This is a genomic window from Peribacillus deserti (assembly GCF_016909175.1).
In the GTDB taxonomy this organism is placed as follows: Bacteria; Bacillota; Bacilli; order Bacillales; family DSM-1321; genus Paraperibacillus; species Paraperibacillus deserti.
In genome coordinates, this window is sequence record NZ_JAFBFI010000001.1 from 287,943 (window position 1) to 306,800 (window position 18,858).

Consider the following 18,858-nt stretch of genomic DNA (forward strand, 5'->3'; position numbering starts at 1 on the left):
TTAGTCAGCTGTTTTTTTTGTTTTGGGAAACCCCACAAAAAAAGTCCTGCTCCGCCAATGGAAGCAGGTTGTGTCTATATTATGTGAAGTCGGGCCAGTTTACTTGGATTTCGTCGCCTTCGATTTGTTCGAGGGTGCGGTATTTGAATGGTGTGAGTTCGGCTTCTTCTTTCTTGATAAATGCTTTTGCTATTTCGAATGGAAGAAGTTCAAATTCTTCATCACTTTCAGAAATGAAGTAGGCACCGGCAATTTGTCCTTTGTTTGTCATGTCCAGGGTGATAAATGCTGGATAATAGGTTTCATCCTTTGCCTCCAGTATGGCTTTTGCAGTCACTGTAGATCCGTCCGGCTCATGTTCAACAGAATCATTGCTTATTTTATCGAGAACCTTTAGCGCCCAGCCCGGCTTTTTGTAACCCCCAATGATCTTTGGCGGGTTATTCTTCAACTGTTCTAATAGGTCTTTGTTTTGATTCTGGGTATCCATCTTAACTAACGCCTCCATTACTGCATTGAAATATGAAATTAAAAATCACTTCAGTATTTCTGCTGTCTCTCTATATATATGAAGATATTCAAGAATATTAAAGCAACATAAGTCTTTTTGAAAAAGTCTGTCTATTTCTATAATTTAGTATAAAAGAAGTTTCAAAACAATGTCAAAGGTTACCATGAAAGTATTATATTAGAAAACCGTTTAATTTACTAGAAGGATAGCTATTAGACTATGACTATTTACTTATATATTTCTTAAAAACGAATAGACAGGGCGTACAGCGATCACGCTGGTACTGCCCTGTCCAGTTAGAATAACCTTTTATAGCCTTTTAGTCTGGTTTTATAGTAATTCATGCTGGTGGAAGTAATTTCAATTCCCTTACCGGAACTGGCGTGGATAAATTGTCCGTCTCCAATATACATGCCCATATGGCTGATGCTCGGTGATCCTTCTATGGTAGAAAAGAAGATCAGGTCGCCCGGTATCGGTTCTGTTACAGACTGTCCAAGACTAAAATAGCTGGCAGATGATTGTCTCGTTATTTTATATCCAAGCTTATTAAAAATATAGTAGACAAACCCGCTGCAATCAAATCCGCTTGGTGTACTTCCTGAATATACATATGGAACGCCAATATGCTTTTTTGCTTCATCGATGACAGCTTGTATTTGGTTAGGATTTTTTTGAGGAACAATAATAGGAACAGTTGTTGCTGGCTCTTTACCTTTGCTGATTTGTCCTTGTGGAATCTGAAGCGCTTGTCCAGCGACGATACCGTTTTTAGTTAATTTGTTAGCGGCGCTAAGAGCTTCAACAGTAACGCTGTGTTTAGTTGCAATTTTCCAAAGGCTATCGCCTGGCTGAACGATATAGGTGGCTGGGGGTGATAGCTTATCTTTAGGGTTTGCTTTCTGTGGGACATCTGCTGCCGGAGTTTTAATGGTATTAGTAACCAATAGTTTTTGGCCGAGCAGGACCTTGTCACTTTTTAGGCTGTTCCACTTTTTGAGATCGGAAATAGACACTTTAAGCTTCTTGGAAATTTTATCGAGTGAATCACCTTTGACGACTATGTATGTAGACTGTGTCTTAGCAGGCTGTGTAGATGAAGTTTTTGTATCCGGTAATTGAAGCTTTTGGCCTAAGAAAATCGAATCGCTTTTTAGCTTATTCAATTCTTTTAGTTTAGCAATTGTTGTTGCGCTGTTTTTTGCTATTTTACTAAGTGAATCTCCGCTTTTAACGGTATATGTACTCGCTGATGCTACTGAGATAAAACAGCTTGAAAGCATGATAGAAGCTGTTAATGCCGCAATCGTTTTCCTCAAAATCTACACCCCTAAATTTTCCTCTTTTACATTATTCTACATAAACATCGATAATATGAATATTACAATTGTGTTACAAAAGTAGGGAAATAATGACTATCTCTTATTTTTTATTGATATACCAGCATTTCTAGCTTGGGAAATGGGGGACACTCCCCCTATTAATCAAGCGTTTAGTTAAATAGGCTGAAATGCCTGTTGTGCCGGTCAATCGGACTATTTTTTGCTGAGAAATGTGTAAGGTGTGGTGGCGAATATTGTCTGGGAAATAAATGTTAGATTTGGGGAATTGCCTTTTATCCTGTTTTTTCGTTTTTAAACTAGGTAATTCGACCTTTTTTTCAAAAACTATTAACATTTATGTAATTTTTTTGCATACTAGTTAGAGTATGGATAAAAAGAAATAAAAAGGGAGGATTGTTGGCTATCAAACTTAAACTTCTATTTGCCTCAATTATTACTATGTCACTAGCTATTTTTCTTTCAACTTTCGCTTTAGTATCTAATGCTAGCGCAAGTGAATCTACGTGGAGCGCCACTTATTATCCTCGTGTAGACTTTAAAGGCACAGCTGTAAACGCAACTGTCAGCCAGCTTAATTATAACTGGGGAGCCAATTCACCAAATACCAAGATTCCAAAAGATAATTTCTCTGCGGTATATTCTAAAAAAATAACACTCTCCAAAGCTGCTAAATACCGCATATCAGGAAAAGCAGATGATGGTCTGCAAATCTTCGTAAACGGTGTTAAGCAAGTAGATTACTGGAAAGATGGATCTCATTATTTCAACAAAGAACTTACGTTAAAATCCGGTACTAATACTGTACAGGTTAAGTATTACGAGCGGGGATCAAATGCTTATGTTCAAGTGAATATACAGCCTATCGAGGATCTTCGAACTGATAAATGGATTGCTCATTTTTATCCTAAAATTAATTTTACCGGAACACCAGCGAAACAATATTATACTGATCTAAAGTCTGTCTGGAGCGGTTCCCCTGCATCGGGAATACCTGCAGATAACTTTTCGGCAACATTTGAGCGGAAGATGGTCATTCCAAAAACCAATAAATATAAATTTTCAGGAAGAGTAGACGACGGAGTCCGTATTTACGTGGACGGAGTCAAACAGATCGAATACTGGAAAGATGGAGTAAGCAGCTTCAATAAAGAGATCTCGCTTTCAGCAGGCACTCATACTATTAAGGTAGAGTACTATGAGAGAGGTTCAAAAGCATCACTGGACTTAAACATTGTGCCTGTCCAGATCCAGCCTGCGATTCCATCAGACAAATGGCTGGCAACCTATTATCCGAAAATTAACTTTTCAGGTACACCAGTCAATCAATACTATAGCGACCTGGAGCTGGTCTGGAGCGGTTCACCAGCAGCTGGAATCCCGGCAGATAACTTCTCCGCCAAATTCGAACGAAAAATGGCGGTCTCTAAAACTGGAAAGTATAAGTTTTCAGGAAGAGTAGATGACGGATTCCGGATTTATGTGGACGGTGTCAAACAGATCGAATACTGGAAAGATGGAGTAAGCAGCTTCAATAAAGATATCTCGCTTTCAGCAGGCACTCATACTATTAAAGTAGAGTACTATGAGAGAGGTTCAAAAGCATCACTAGACTTAAATATTGTGCCTGTCCAGGTTCAGCCTGCAATTCCTTCAGACAAATGGCTGGCAACTTATTATCCGAAAGTTAACTTTTCAGGTACACCAGTCTATCAATATCCTAACGACCTGGAGCTGGTCTGGAGCGGTTCACCAGCAGCTGGAATTCCGGCAGATAACTTCTCCGCCAAATTCGAACGGAAAATGGCTGTCTCTAAAACCGGAAAATACAAGTTTTCAGGAAGAGTAGATGACGGAGTCCGTATTTACGTGGACGGTGTTAAACACATCGAATACTGGAAAGATGGAGTAAGCAGCTTCAATAAAGAGATCTCGCTTTCAGCAGGTACTCATACTATTAAGGTAGAGTACTATGAGAGAGGTTCAAAAGCATCTATCGATTTAAATATTGAGCCTGTACAGATTAAGCCAGCGATTCCATCAGACAAATGGTTGGCAACCTATTACCCGAACATTAACTTTACAGGAACGCCAGTCTATCAATATCCTAACGACCTGGAGCTAGTCTGGAGCGGTTCTCCCGCGGCTGGAATTCCGGCAGATAACTTCTCCGCCACATTTGAACGAAAAATGGCAGTCTCTAACACTGGAAAATATAAATTTTCTGGAAGAGTGGACGATGGTGTCCGGATTTACGTGGACGGTGTTAAACACATCGAATACTGGAAAGATGGAGTGAGCAGCTTCAATAAAGATATCTCGCTTTCAGCAGGCACTCATACTATTAAGGTAGAGTACTATGAAAGAGGCTCAAAAGCATCAATCGATTTAAATATTGAGCCAATTATAGCCACTGATCAATGGACAACGGCGTATTATCCTAACGTGAATTTTACAGGAACGCCCGTATCCGGAACCGCTGATACACTTAACTTCCAGTGGGGCGCTGGGTCACCCCATGCTTCTATACCGTCTGATTCTTTCTCTGCCAAATTTACAAAAAATGTGTCTATTCCTACAGCAGGAAAATATAAGTTGTCCGGACAGGCAGATGACGGAATTAGAGTTTTAATTGATGGAGCAGTAAAGGTTGACAATCCGGCAGAAGGCCTCAAGAATTTTAATGTGAATGTTGATCTACCCGCCGGCGTTCATACCATCGAGGTAGAATACTATGAATCAAGCGGTAATGCCATACTAGAAGTTAACCTAGATCGAGTAGAGATTACAAAGTCCATTCAATCTACAAATTATTCTTATACTCTTCAATCTGCAGTTGATAAACAGGTGAAGTATGCGAGTCCGCAGACCGACCTGAAATATAAGGCCTATATCAGCGCAGATGCTTTTTCATCTGTAACAACAGCGGGAACCGTTACTACAGGGACAGTAAAATCAGGAACAAATGACCCTGCTACCTGGAATGTAAGAAGCGGTCCTGGTACTGATTATTGGGCTTGGGGAAGTTTAAGCAAGGGTAAAAAGGTTCCAGTCGTTTCTCAAAAGCTGACGGCGGCGGATGGAAGCTACTGGTATGAAATTTCTTACAGTACGACATGGAAAAAAGCCAACCCTTTAGATGTCAAATACTATATAGACCCAAATAGTTTCAAATCAGATTCCCAGACTTTCTACCAATTCTTGAAACTTTCTGGCAGTGCAGGGACAAATGCTTATGAAGTAAATGATAGAATTCTAACTTCAGAAAAAGCTGGGGTATTGAGCGGCAAAGCTCAGGTCTATAAGAAGGCGAGCCAGGATTATAATATTAATGAGGTGTATCTCATTTCCCATTCGCTTCTTGAAACGGGGAATGGTAAGTCTCAGTTGTCATCAGGAGTAAAAGTAAGATATAGCGTTGATGAAAACGGGCAGCGAATTTATAAAGACGGAAAACCACAGGTCTCAGTTGTCAAAGATTTGGGCACCTATGATGCTGTCGTATATAATATGTACGGTATTGGAGCATATGATGACTGCGCACTAGAATGTGGAGCACAAAGAGCGTTTGATGAAGGCTGGTTTACTGTAGATGCTGCCATAATAGGCGGGGCAAAATTTGTGGCTGAAAACTATGTTTCTAAAGGCCAGGATACGCTTTATAAAATGAGGTGGAATCCAGCAGCTCTTATGGTTACGGCAGACGCAAAGCCTACTCACCAATATGCAACAGATATTGGGTGGGCCAGCAAACAGACTACTAGATTCTACGAGCTGTATAGTACACTCGAAAGCTATAGCGCGATTTATGATGTACCAGAGTATTCAATATAATTAGGAAGCATGGCCTGCAATTTTGGGCCATGCTTTTTTTATTTGGAGCCTTGGCCGCACTATTAGGGAAACTGAGCGAGAGGGAGGCTGCTTAAGGTTAAAGTGGACGTTAAGCTTCCTTAGATGAAAACATTCATTCGGGGTCACCAGCCCCAGGGCTGGACCACGTAAAAAAGCCGCTTCAAAAAATGAAGCGGCTGCAAGTTTTTTAAAACAGAAAATCGACTAGTTTTTTGGCAGATGATCCGGTGGAATACTCGTTCCATTTGTGTTTAAACTGATCCAATATTTCTTGGTCCATATTATTTTTCATTATTTCTTCCACAATAGCATCTGTCGAAAAGACCACTGGACCTGGCATTGTTGAAACGTAATCCTCCCAGAAGCCTCTCTCTTGTTCATATTCCTCTAAGTCATAAGGATAGAAGATCATGGGTCTTCCAAGCAACGAGTATTCGAATGGGATGGAAGAATAGTCTGTTATTAGTAAATCGGTTATTAATAATAATTCGTTTATATCATGATAGTGGGAAAGATTATAAAGAAAGCCGGGATAATCATTTTCAAATGAGGCAGAGACCGTAACTGCAGGGTGCAGCTTTAGTAAAAGGACGCAGCCTTCGTTGAATAGCTTTTGATGCAATACATCAATATCAAGCGATAATGTATCTGTATTGAGCTGATCTTCACGATATGTCGGTGCATATAAAATGGTTTTCTTCCCTGTCAAATCAGGATATTTATTTTGTAAGGAATGGATGGCTTCTGATTTGGCTTTTTCGTTAAAGAAGAAATCTGTCCGCGGAACACCGGTTTTCAATATATTCTGATCCTGAAGTCCGAAGCTTTCTTTATAGATATGAGCCATCGATTCAGAGCCTACAGTGGCATAGTGAAACTGTTTATAGACCTGTGAAAAACGCTTGTTGGCACGACTGCTTCTATTTATATTAGAAGGATCTTGTAAGCCGAATCGTTTAACAGCACCCGCTGCATGCCACACCTGTACGCATTTCACTTCAGGCTTAAAGGATGCTGCTGAAAGGAAAGCAAAATAGTTATCTATGATAATTACCTTTGCCGTCGCAAGATGATAGACAGAAGCTAACCAATGCAGTATATTGGGCGTTCCGTAATTAAAGACGATGGTTTCCCCATCGCCTTCAATGTTTGCCTTTGATTTTTTTGCTTTTAGGAATACCGTCTTATAAGGGATGTTCTGCTGTTTCATCTCTTGTAAAATAATACTGCAATTATCTCCAAAGGATGAAACAAAGGTTGCTTTGTTTTTCAGGGGGAACATTCTGAATAGAAGAAAGAACACCTTGAATATAAAAAGATAGATGCTTATAGCAGCTTCCCGGATCATCACTTAACTTTTAAGAGGTCTTTTTTAATTTTGGTGGTTGAGATACCGACTGTTCTCGGAAGATAGACAACCTCACAATAATCCCTTAATTCATCGAAATGACCTTCCCAGTCATCTCCCATAACAAAAACATCCACGCCTTCACGGATAATATCTTCTTTTTTTTGTGCCCAGTTTTCTTCTGGAATCACTTTATCCACATAACGGATTGATTCAAGAATTTTTTTTCGGTTTTCAAAGCTATGGTATGCTTTTTTATTTTTAATATCGTTAAATTCGTCTGTTGAAATAGCAACAATCAAGTAATCTCCTAATTCTCGTGCACGCTGTAGAAGATTAATATGGCCCCAATGAAGTAAATCGAATGTTCCGTAAGTAATTACTTTTTTCATACGAACTCCTCCTGTCCTGCTCATTTGCAATATGATTCCTATAAAATAGGCTGTTTTTCATTCAGGTGACAATATGCGACAAATTCCTTATAGTATATAATTTTTAATAGCTCATTATATTACCTATATCCGTTTATTTTTCAATTAAACAAAAATTGGCTATAAATCTATACATAAATGATATTTTACTTGTTTTTCGGGATACATACAAGTAAATCCATGATAAATCAAAGGGCAGAGCTCATAAAATGCTGGAAATGAAATCAATTTTTTCAAGTGTGATTTATATTATTTTTTATATTGTATCCGCATTTTTCTACAAAATCCCTTTAATTTTTTAGCAATATTTAGATATTGATTTAGTAGAAGAATTACCAGCTATGTATATGCAATGGAGCATTCGAGTGATTAGGCTGTGTGATTGTTATATACTTAAATATCCGAAGGAATTGTATGGTAATATGTAAGATGACTAAAATGATATTAAGGATTGTGAAAAACATGGAAATTGCAGTAGATGACAAAAATAAACAAAAACCTTTAATAAATAAACCTTCTTTTATTTCTAGAATCGTGTCTTCTTTAATAAGAAGAGCAGGCAAGCTTATACAAAGGACATTCAAATATACATTTCGAATTGTTGGAAAACTGCCTGTCCAAAAAAACCTGATTATTTTCGAGAGCTTCCTTGGAAAACAATACAGCTGCAATCCAAGAGCCATTTATGAATATATAGAGAAGCATTACCCTGAATACGAAATGTACTGGAGTGTCGATAAAAGATATACAAGTATGTTTGATCAGGAAGGAATTCCATATCTTAAACGTTTCTCAATGAGCTGGCTTCTTAATGTACCAAGAGCACGGTACTGGGTCTCTAACAGCAGAATGCCGCTTTGGATTCCGAAGCCAAAACACACAACCTACTTGCAGACATGGCATGGCACACCGTTAAAAAAATTAGCTGCGGATATGAAGGAAGTTCATATGCCGGGAACTAAGACGGAAAGTTATAAAAGAAATTTTATTGCTGAATCCAGCAAATGGGACTACCTGATCTCGCCAAATCCCTATTCCACGGAGATATTCTCAAGAGCCTTTCAAGTAGACAAAGAAAAAATTATAGAATCCGGCTACCCTAGAAACGACATTCTATATACAGGGCTGAACACTGAAACCATTACGTCAATTAAGAATAAACTAGGAATTTCCCAGGATAAAAAAGTGATTTTATATGCCCCTACCTGGAGAGATGACCAATTTTATTCGGTCGGAAAATATAAATTTGAACTTCAGCTCGACTTAAATCGGATGAAACAGGAGCTAGGGGATGATTATGTGATCCTGCTGAGGCTTCATTATTTAATTGCAGACGATCTAGATTTATCTTCGTTCAATGGTTTTGCTTATAATTTATCAAGACATGGCGATATTAACGAACTGTATTTAATATCTGACTTATTAATAACGGATTATTCCTCCGTGTTTTTTGACTTCGCTAATTTAAAAAGACCGATGATGTTTTATGCGTATGATATCGATACCTATAGAGATAAACTTAGAGGCTTTTATTTCGATTTTGAGGCGCAGGCACCCGGCCCGCTTGTAAAAACAACAGAGGAAATTATTTCGGAAATTAAACTGTTTGAACAAAACGGCTTTCATCCAGGAGATGAGATAGAGGAGTTCAATCGCAAGTTTTGCGGTTTAGAGGATGGAAGAGCGGCTCAAAGAGTTGTGGAAAGAGTATTTCAGGAACAACCATCCAAACAGGTAAGTAACAACTTCTAATTTGAGCTGGTCCTATCGAGGGCCGGCTATTTTTTAAACAATTAAGGTATTGTTAAGAAAAGTGGTTTATCTTTTTAGTATGTAATGAAGGAATGAGAAATATGAAACAAGAAACTGTAAGTATTTTGGGTCTGCCATTTATAAACGGGACAAGGGTTAAATTTGTTCAGGGTGACCTGAAAAGCAGGATTATGAACAAGGAAAAAGTTTTTATAGTGACAGCAAATCCTGAGATTGTCGAATTTGCGATTGCCGACAATGAGTATAGGAAGATGATTGAAAAAGCTGACTATATTGTTCCAGACGGGATCGGCATCATTGTTGCCTCCAAAATGCAAAGAACGCCGCTGCAGGAGCGCATTACCGGCTTTGAAGTGATGAAAGACCTTATGGAGCTGGCGGACAAGCACCATTTAAACGTGTATATGCTGGGCGCACAGGAGCATGTGGCTGCACGGGCTGCGGCTCAAGTGAAAGAGGAATATCCGGGTCTAAATCTGGTGGGGTATCACCACGGCTTTTTTGATCTGAAAGATGAAGCTTTTGCAGAAGATATAGCACAACTGCAGCCAGATCTCATTTTTGTGGCAACAGGGGCGCCGAGGCAGGAACAATGGATTTCCATGCATTATGATAAATTCGCTAAGGGTATTTTTATGGGAGTCGGCGGCTGCTTTGATGTATTAGCTGGTGAAGTGAAGGGTGCTCCGGAACTCTGGAAAAGGTATCATGTCGAATGGCTGTACCGCCTGCTCCGCCAGCCGTCCAGATGGAAACGAATGCTTGCGATTCCAAGGTTTCTGATAAGAGTTGCTAAAAATAGAAGTTAAATCCAAAAAAATGAAGTAATGCAGAAGTGAAACTTTTATAAATCATCTTCGTCAAATAGTAAGGAAGCTGCATAAATTCAGCCGATATATAAAGTAGCAGGCGCTAAACATAATTTTGAATCCTTGGGTTAAGGTAATAATGGGGAAATCCTTGGAACCAGGCAGGTATAGACCACTCTGCCCGGGTTAAATGAACCTCTCTCTGTTACAAAAAAGTCGATTATATGACATAGTTAGGAGTATATCTTCAAATATTTCTCCTTTGTCAAATTTTCGTGGAGAAAAATGCAAAAAGCGTTTATAATGTATATTTAGATACGAATTAAAGAGTAATGGTATAAAACACCATTTTATGTTAATATGTTACAGATTGCGAAATATGGGTAATTGTGTATATACATTCAAGAAAAGAGGTGGGTACCTTGTTGCTGTTAGCTTTCTGTTTAGCCTTAATACTATCACTGCTTATTACGCCGCTAGTCATCCGTTTTTCATTAATGGTAGGGGCTGCAGATAAACCTAATAGCCGCAAAGTACACGCTAAAGTGATGCCTTCTGCAGGCGGGCTGGCTATCTTTATTAGTTTTGTCGCCGTATACCTTATTATGACCCCTTATTTTCCATTTGAGGAATATAATCAAGTCGCTATCCTGGCCGGTGCCTTTGTCATTGTATTGTTTGGCCTCATGGATGATATCCATGAAATGAAAGCAAGAACCAAGCTCATCGGACAAATTGCAGCAGCACTGATCGTCGTGTACTGGGGCGGGATTCAGGTTGAATATATTAACCTTCCGTTCGGAGGACAGCTTGATTTTGGCGTACTGAGTATTCCTATAACGATCATATGGATTGTGGGTATAACAAATACAATTAATTTAATCGATGGATTAGACGGCCTTGCTGCCGGTGTTTCATCATTTGCACTGCTTGCTATCTCAGGCATGGCCTTGATCATGGACGACATGTTTGTTGCGATCATAGCCCTAATAGTAACTGGAAGCACACTCGGCTTCCTTAAATTTAATTTCTTCCCCGCAAAGGTATTCATGGGTGATACAGGAGCACTATTCCTTGGCTATATCATCTCTGTCCTATCGCTGCTCGGATTTAAGAACGTAACGTTCATCTCATTAGTAGTACCGATTATAATCCTTGGAGTACCGATATCTGATACATTCTTTGCAATCATCAGAAGAATCGTCAACAAGCAGCCGATTGCGGCACCAGACAAATCACATCTGCATCACTGCTTACTGCGAATCGGTTTTACACACAAACAAACCGTACTGCTCATTTACGCCATTGCAGCATCATTTGGATTGGCAGCCTTTATCTTCACCATGTCAACCGTATGGGGAGCGATGCTTTTCATAGCAGTCCTGATCCTTGCCATTGAACTGTTTGTAGAGTCTATTGGTCTTGTTGGACATGATTACCGCCCTCTCTTAAAGTTCATTGCTTCAAAAAGCGTAAAAGACCGGCCATAATAAAAAGCCCCATTCAGAATTTTGTTTCTGAATGGGGCTTTTTTTCATCCGGAAATTAGCTGGTACGCTCGATTTTGGTGAGGGTACGCGTGATGGGCTTAGCCAAGGGCAGGTCATCCAAACCGAGATAATGCAAGTTCAGCAGCAGGAACGCTCTATTTTGGTCCCTATACGCGCGATTCTGAGAAAATACGCTCGATTTTGGTTGGCCTATGCTCGATTGTAAAAATAGGTGCGATGGACCAACTGAGGGCAGGTCACCCAAACCAAGCCTAACTGGAAGTTCAGCAGCAGGAACGCTCGATTTTGGTCTCTCTACGCGCGATTCTGAAAAAATACGCTCGATTTTGGTCTCCTACGCTCGATTTTGAAAAAATACGCTCTAATTTGGTTGGCCTATGCTCGATTGTAAAAATAGGTGCGATGGACCAACTGAGGGCAGGTCACCCAAACCAAGTCTAACTGGAAGTTCAGCAGCAGGAACGCTCGATTTTGGTCCCTATGCGCGCGATGACCCTAGCCGAGGACAGGTCACCCAAACCGAATCTGACAGCAGGCCCGCAGAATGAAATTTCCGCAGACTTTTATAAAATCATTGATAATTTAAGCTGAACGTTCTATGATGAAACAAAGATAATTAATTAATTTAATTAAGTTAATCATATATGTTAATTAAAATGAGGTGGACTCGGATGACAATCTATCAATCTATTCAAAGTTTATTAAATTACGGAGTTCAGCAAGGTTTGTTGGAAAAAGAAGATCTTATTTATTCACGCAATCGCATCATGGAAGTATTAGGTTTAGATGAATGGGAGGATTGCGGGGGAGAAGAGTCTTCTTTAGAAGTTATTCTTAAAACCATTTTGGACTGGTCAGCTGAACAGGGTATTCTAGCATCGAATACGGTTACTGAACGGGATATTCTGGATACAGAAATTATGAATTGCTTGATGCCGCGCCCGTCAGAAGTGGTTCGTACATTTAAAGAGAATTATACAAAGAATCCTGAAGCAGCTACAGATGCCTATTACCATTTATCGCTGGCATCGAACTATATCCGTAAGGACCGTATAGCAAAAAACAAACAATGGAAGAGCCAGACTCCATATGGTGAAATAGATATTACCATTAATTTATCTAAGCCTGAGAAGGATCCTAAAGAGATTTTACTTTTAAAAAGTGCTCCTCAGGGAAATTACCCTGCCTGTGCATTGTGCCGGGAAAATGAGGGCTACAGAGGAAATCTTTGGAACGCAGCAAGAGCGACACATAGAATTATCCCATTAACACTGAATAATGAAGGCTGGTTCCTGCAGTATTCTCCTTATGTTTACTATAATGAGCATTCCATTGTTTTCCGGCAAGAGCATCTCCCTATGAAAATATCCGGAGATACTTTCACAAGGCTGCTTGAATTTACGGAGCAGTTTCCTCATTATTTCATTGGTTCAAATGCCGACCTGCCAATTGTAGGCGGTTCCATTTTAACTCATGACCACTTCCAGGGAGGAAGATATGAGTTTGCCATTGAGAGAGCAGAAACGGAAGAATCCATCAGCCTCGATCGCTTCCCTTCTGTGACGCTTGGGATCGTGAATTGGCCGATGTCCGTGATCCGCGTGCGAGGTGAGAAGAATGAAGTCCAAGCTGCATCGGAATTCATCTGGAAAAGCTGGCAGACGTACAGTGACAGAGAAGCCGATGTATATGCATTCAGCGGCGATACGCCGCATAACACAGTTACACCGATTGCCAGAAGACGAGGCGATTTATATGAGATGGATGTTGTTTTACGAAATAATCAGACATCAGAGGAACATCCAGACGGCATTTTTCATCCTCATGCTGAACTTCATCATATTAAGAAAGAAAATATCGGTTTAATCGAAGTAATGGGTCTGGCCGTCTTGCCGGGGAGACTTGCCGAAGAATTAGGGCTTGTTGCCGAATATCTTCTTCATCCTGTTTCTAAAGAGGAATGGGATGAGTCGGTCATTAAGCATTGGGATTGGGTTCAGAACCTATCAGCCAAGTATGACGCTATTACTAAAACAAACGTGATGGATATTATTGAAGTGGAAGTTGGTGCCGTATTCCAGACGGTTCTTGAACACGCTGGTGTTTTTAAAAGAACAAAAGAAGGAAAAACGGCTTTCTTAAAATTTTTGTACTGGCTGGAAGAGAACGCAAAGTAATAGAAAAATAGATTTTATGCTTTAAAAAATGAAATCGGAAAGCGGGTTGTGTATATGAATGCGATTCAGCTAAGAGAATTATTTAGAGATCAATATGGCTATGAAGAAGGCGTAAGAATTTTCTTCGCTCCGGGGCGGGTGAATTTAATTGGCGAGCACACTGATTATAATGGGGGTTATGTGTTTCCAGCAGCTTTAACGTTCGGGACCTGGGCGGCAGCGGCTCCCCGTAAAGATAGAGAGTACAGGCTGGCTTCTGCTAATTTCCCTTCGACAGCAGCCTGTTCAGTAAAGGAAGAGCTGGTTTATAAACAGGAGGATGACTGGGCTAACTATCCAAAAGGCGTATTGAAGGAGCTACTTCAGCTAGCCGGGCAGGATGGCAGTGAACAATATTTAGGTGCCGATGTTCTTTATTATGGCAATATACCGAATGGGGCAGGGTTATCGTCTTCTGCGTCCATTGAGCTTGTAACTGGGCTTGCGTTAAGTAAGCTTGCCGGATTAGAGATTCCAATGATTGAACTGGTAAAAATCGGCCAGAATGCCGAAAACCGTTTTGTCGGAGTTAACTGTGGAATCATGGATCAGTTTGCGGTGGGCATGGGCAAGGAAAACCAGGCGATGATGCTGAAGTGCGACACGCTGGAATTCAAATATGTACCCGTGAAAATCAACGGCTATAAGCTGGTTATTATCAACACCAATAAACGCCGCGGACTTGCTGATTCCAAATACAATGAGCGCCGTGCTCAATGTGAGGAAGCACTTGCAATTATCCAGCAGCACCTCAAGGGTGTTCAAAACTTAGGAGAAGTAAGCGCAGCTAAGTGGGAAAACGTAAAAGGATTTATTGAAAACGAAGTGATCCGTAACCGCGCTGAGCATGTTATCGCAGAAAACGAACGTGTACTTGCGGCAACTCAGAGTCTGCAGGAAAATGATATCCTGGCCTTCGGAGAATTGATGAAACAATCACATGAATCTTTGAGAGATTTATATGAAGTAACAGGCTTTGAGCTGGATACACTCTTTGAAGAAGCATCAAAAATAGAAGGCTGCGTGGGAACACGCATGACAGGGGCCGGATTTGGCGGCTGCAATGTGAGCCTCGTTAAGGAAGAAGCAGTGGATGAGTTTAAAGATAAAGTAGCTAAAAATTACACAGAAACAACGGGCCTTGAACCGGCTTTTTATGTGTGCAAAATAGGAGATGGCGCAAAAGAGATTTTATAAGGGGAATAATGGCCATTTTAGCTACAGGCGGTGCATGCTGCATCAGCCATAGCTAAAACAATCCTTGAAACAGCCTGGCACTTGCATAAAGCTAATCTGGAGGGATACCAGGATAGATAAACAATCAGCCAGGCCTTATGGCGAGGAGCTTATTTGCCTTCTAATCACGAATTACATCAATAAGAAAGGCTGGCCCAAAAGGCCAGCCTTTTTACTATTACTTCAACAGGGGCGCATCCTGTAGCTTCTCACCCGGCTCCTGGTTTTTGATCTGCGGCCAGCCATCCTTCCAGAGGATCGGATCGATCATGAGCGGCCTGCGGGTAACGCCGCTGATCATTTTTGGTTCTTTTTTATCTATAGCATGATAGACGAGCCAATCTGTGCCTTTTTTATCTGTGATGATGGCATTATGTCCGGGTCCGGCGAATTTCTTGCTGCCCGTGAGAATAACGGTTCCTTCCGTTGACACAATATCGTTTCCGCTTTTATCAAGATAAGGGCCTGTTATGGATTTAGATCTTGCCACTGCAACATGATAGGTGCTATCCTCACCTTCACAGCAGGAGCCAGAGGAAAGAAACATATAATAAAATCCCTCGCGCTTTACCACATACGGAGCTTCAAAAGCGTTGCCGGCAACCTGAAATGGTTTGCCTGATACTTTAAAGCCGTCCCTTGATAACTTGACTCCATAGATTCCATGAAAGCTTCCCCAGAAAAGATAAGGAGTGCCATTATCATCATAAAAAGCAGGATCAATAGAATTTTCGACACCGATTATTTGGCTGCGAAATAATGGACCCTCATCGGTAAACGGACCTTCGGGTTTTTCGCTCGTTGCAACTCCGATACCTGGGTCCATATCTCCCCAGGTGGACATAGAGTAATACAGATAATACTTGTCATTATAGTAGGAAATATCGGGAGCCCAAATGCCGCCTTCCTTCCAATTAGGCTTGTCGACAGCTTGAAATGCCTCGCCGATATACTTCCATTTTACCAGGTCTTTGGAGCGGATTACTGGAACATATTTCGGGCCTTTTCCTTCACCCCAGTTATCTTCTGTTCCATATACATAAAAATAGCCGTCTTTACCTTTTATGATCGACGGATCAGCAATCACTGGCTGGAACACAGGATTTTTATATTGAGAGCTCTTTGCTAGTTCCTTTCCGGGAGCTTTCGAGCATCCACCTAATACAAGCAGACTCGCTAAAAATAGAACTATTAATCTTTTACCCACTCTTTCCACAACCTTTTCCCAGGGGGACCCTGTTTCCCTTTATTAAATAACTTAACTTACCTACTGAGATTCTATCTTAGTTTATTTCAGGCTTCAATATATTTCCTTTTATAATTTAAGTGGATAAGGGAAGAAAATGAGAGGCAGTTGGAACAGATATCCATGGATAAATCACTTAAATTAAGTCTAGTAATCTTAATATTTTTTAAATTGAAAGCGTTGACAAAAATAGGCTATGAGATTATGATGAATATACAAAGTAAATTAATTTAACTAACTAATTTATTTCGTCAATTACCTAAGCATTAAAGCTTTAAATGAAGCTATTAACTCACATTTACCCAAGGGGGAAACACAAGATGAAGAAGAAGAAGTGGCTTGGCGCTGCAATGACAGCGGCACTTGCGATTGGTTCTTTAGCTGGATGTTCCGATAAGGAAGCAGGATCTTCTAAAGGCGGCGGCGATAAAATTACTTATTGGGCTCCATTCTCAGGTGCAGATGGCCCGCGAATGAAGAACATAGTAGCCAACTATAATAAATCTCAAGATAAATACGAAGTAGACTTACAGATTGTTCCTCAGACAGATTACTATAAAACAGTTGACCTTGCATTCTCAGGCCAGAAAAATGCTCCGGATCTTATGATCATGCATACGGATCAGCTTACAAACTATGCTGAGAAAAATCTATTAAAAGATATGTCAGATACCGTTAAGAAAAATAATGTTAAAGCTGAAGATTACTCAGAAACTGCATGGCAGGGAGGAACAATTGACGGGAAGCAGTATTCCATTCCTTTAGATATTCACCCATTAGTCATGTACTACAATAAAGACATGTTCAAAGCAGCCGGTTTAGATCCGGAGAAGCCGCCAACCAACCGTGAAGAGTTCGTTGCTGCAGCTAAAAAGCTTACAGATGAATCTAAAAAGCAATATGGGTTTGTAGTGCCGACTCTATGGCCGAACCAATTCATCTATCCAACTGTATTCTTCCAGAATGGCGGCGAATTGCTTAAAGACGGCAAACCTAACTACAACAGCCCTGAAGGTGTTGAGGCTTTAACTTTCTTAAGAGACCTTGTTCAAAAAGAAAAAGTATCACCGGCTAACGTTCAGCAGGATGGTGAAGTAACCTTATTCCTTCAAGGCAAAAACGCGATGCAGTTAAACGGTCCTTGGATGATGGAACAATGGGATAAAGCAGGCCTGAACTATGGTGTAGCTCCAGTTCCTACATTAGGTACAAAACAGCAGGCAGTTTATGCAAATGGACATAACTTTGTTATCCCGGCTTCTGTAAAAGATTCAAAGAAACTTGAAGGAATCTCTGATTTCTTGAAATATACGGCAGATAACACAATGGAGTGGGCAAAATCAGGCCAGGCTCCAGCTTCAAAAGCCATTTATGAGCAAAACGAAGATTTCAAAAAGATGGTTCAGCAGCCGCAAGTTGCGAAACAATTTGAATATGCTAAATTTGCTCCACGCGTTGCAAACTGGGGTCAATTATCAGAGCCGCTATGGGCTGAAGTAAACCTTGCTTTACTAGGCAAGAAGGATCCTCAAAAAGCTTTAGACGATGCTAATAAAAAAGCAGAACAATTATTGAATAAATAAGCAAAGCAAAAACAGGGAGGCGGGACAGGTGTATAGTGAAAACTAACCTGCCCGTCTCTTCTTTATCAGAACGTATTTACAAAAACATTTGAAAGGGGGAGAGGTTACATGTACAAAACAAGCTGGAAATCTAAGCTGACTTCAAGTTTGTTCGTGCTTCCATATTTGATTTTGTTCACCATTTTCCTGTTTATACCCATCATCTATGGCGCATGGATGAGCTTGCACAACTGGGATTTATTGAATCCTGTCCATGAATTTGTCGGATTAAAAAACTATATGAAGATTTTTGACTCTTCTTCTTATCTAAATAACCTGTTTTTTGAAGGCTTAAAGCACACTCTCCTATTTGTTATCTTTAGTGTGCCATTATTAGTGGTGGTCGGCCTTGGCCTTGCCCTCTTGATAAACAGCCTCCCAGGCAGGCTTAAAGGGATATTCCGTACGATGTACTTTATTCCTTATTCTGTATCTGTATCTGTTGTAGCGATTATCTGGCTCTGGCTTCTTGATACGAACAGCGGATTGATCAACCAGTACCTGCAGGTTCTTCATCTGCCGATTATTCCATGGCTTACGGACCTGCCATGGGCTTGGGTATCAATCGTTATTGCAACCCTCTGGTGGACGATTGGTTTTAATATGGTTATTTTCATAAATGCATTAAATGATGTGTCTGAAGAATTATATGAAGCAGGTTCTCTTGACGGGGCCTCAAGATGGCAGCGCTTGATCTACATTACACTGCCGAGCATCAAACCGACGATGCTGTTTGTTTTGATCACCTCCACCATTGCTTCATTTAACATCTATGGCCAGCCATACTTAATGACAAGAGGCGGACCGGGAACAGAAACAAAGGTTTTATTAATGAACATTGTCGATGAAGCATTTAAACAAAGACAATTAGGAAATGCAGCAGCGATGTCGCTTATGATGGCCTTAATCATGATCGTCATTTCAGTCGTTCAGCTGCGCATCACAAATCGAAAGGAGTAG

General features: G+C 40.4%; 12 protein-coding genes and 1 pseudogene. 8 read left to right on the forward strand and 5 right to left on the reverse strand.

The genetic code is table 11. The features are described from left to right. Window positions 1-79 precede the first annotated feature (79 nt). A complete protein-coding gene (locus JOC77_RS01235) occupies window positions 80-490 on the reverse strand; it encodes a hypothetical protein (protein ID WP_204537563.1) in 411 nt (136 codons plus the stop codon). 317 nt (window positions 491-807) lie between these two features. Further along, a complete protein-coding gene (locus tag JOC77_RS01240; protein WP_204537565.1) occupies window positions 808-1,830 on the reverse strand; it encodes a C40 family peptidase in 1,023 nt (340 codons plus the stop codon). 420 nt (window positions 1,831-2,250) lie between these two features. Here JOC77_RS01240 and JOC77_RS01245 point away from each other — a divergent pair, with 420 nt between their 5' ends. Beyond that, the gene (locus JOC77_RS01245) at window positions 2,251-5,685 is read left to right on the forward strand and encodes a PA14 domain-containing protein (protein WP_204537567.1); all 3,435 of its coding nucleotides are present in this window, start codon (window positions 2,251-2,253) and stop codon (window positions 5,683-5,685) included. Between the two features lie 208 nt (window positions 5,686-5,893). On the opposite strand, the gene JOC77_RS01250 is transcribed toward JOC77_RS01245, so the two are convergent. Both JOC77_RS01250 and tagD read right to left on the reverse strand, forming a co-directional pair. Continuing rightward, window positions 5,894-7,054, reverse strand: a complete 1,161-nt coding sequence (locus JOC77_RS01250; protein ID WP_204537569.1) for a CDP-glycerol glycerophosphotransferase family protein — start codon at window positions 7,052-7,054, stop codon at window positions 5,894-5,896. Then, window positions 7,054-7,446, reverse strand: coding sequence for a glycerol-3-phosphate cytidylyltransferase (gene tagD / locus JOC77_RS01255; protein ID WP_204537571.1), 393 nt, complete (start codon window positions 7,444-7,446; stop codon window positions 7,054-7,056). Before tagD ends, JOC77_RS01250 begins: the two co-directional genes overlap by 1 nt. A 522-nt stretch (window positions 7,447-7,968) precedes the next feature. On the opposite strand from tagD, the pseudogene JOC77_RS01260 reads away from it, so the two are divergent. The 5 genes and pseudogenes from JOC77_RS01260 to JOC77_RS01280 all read left to right on the forward strand — a co-directional run. Beyond that, window positions 7,969-9,237 (forward strand): annotated as a pseudogene (locus JOC77_RS01260) (CDP-glycerol glycerophosphotransferase family protein); the annotation flags it as partial. Between the two features lie 101 nt (window positions 9,238-9,338). Beyond that, entirely contained in the window at window positions 9,339-10,067 is a 729-nt protein-coding gene (locus JOC77_RS01265) for a WecB/TagA/CpsF family glycosyltransferase (protein ID WP_204537575.1), read from the forward strand. A 422-nt stretch (window positions 10,068-10,489) separates the two neighbouring features. After that, window positions 10,490-11,557: a glycosyltransferase family 4 protein gene (locus JOC77_RS01270; protein ID WP_239558522.1), complete on the forward strand. Its 1,068-nt coding sequence runs from the start codon at window positions 10,490-10,492 to the stop codon at window positions 11,555-11,557. Window positions 11,558-12,249: 692 nt separating this feature from the next. Then, complete coding sequence (galT, locus tag JOC77_RS01275; protein WP_204537577.1) at window positions 12,250-13,755, forward strand: UDP-glucose--hexose-1-phosphate uridylyltransferase; 1,506 nt, start codon at window positions 12,250-12,252, stop codon at window positions 13,753-13,755. 54 nt (window positions 13,756-13,809) lie between these two features. Continuing rightward, a complete protein-coding gene (locus JOC77_RS01280; protein ID WP_204537579.1) occupies window positions 13,810-14,991 on the forward strand; it encodes a galactokinase in 1,182 nt (393 codons plus the stop codon). 217 nt (window positions 14,992-15,208) lie between these two features. On the opposite strand, the gene JOC77_RS01285 is transcribed toward JOC77_RS01280, so the two are convergent. Further along, a complete protein-coding gene (locus JOC77_RS01285; protein WP_204537581.1) occupies window positions 15,209-16,237 on the reverse strand; it encodes a family 43 glycosylhydrolase in 1,029 nt (342 codons plus the stop codon). A gap of 359 nt (window positions 16,238-16,596) precedes the next feature. On the opposite strand from JOC77_RS01285, the gene JOC77_RS01290 reads away from it, so the two are divergent. After that, window positions 16,597-17,859, forward strand: coding sequence for an ABC transporter substrate-binding protein (locus JOC77_RS01290; RefSeq protein ID WP_204537583.1), 1,263 nt, complete (start codon window positions 16,597-16,599; stop codon window positions 17,857-17,859). A gap of 108 nt (window positions 17,860-17,967) precedes the next feature. Then, complete coding sequence (locus JOC77_RS01295; RefSeq protein ID WP_204537585.1) at window positions 17,968-18,858, forward strand: carbohydrate ABC transporter permease; 891 nt, start codon at window positions 17,968-17,970, stop codon at window positions 18,856-18,858.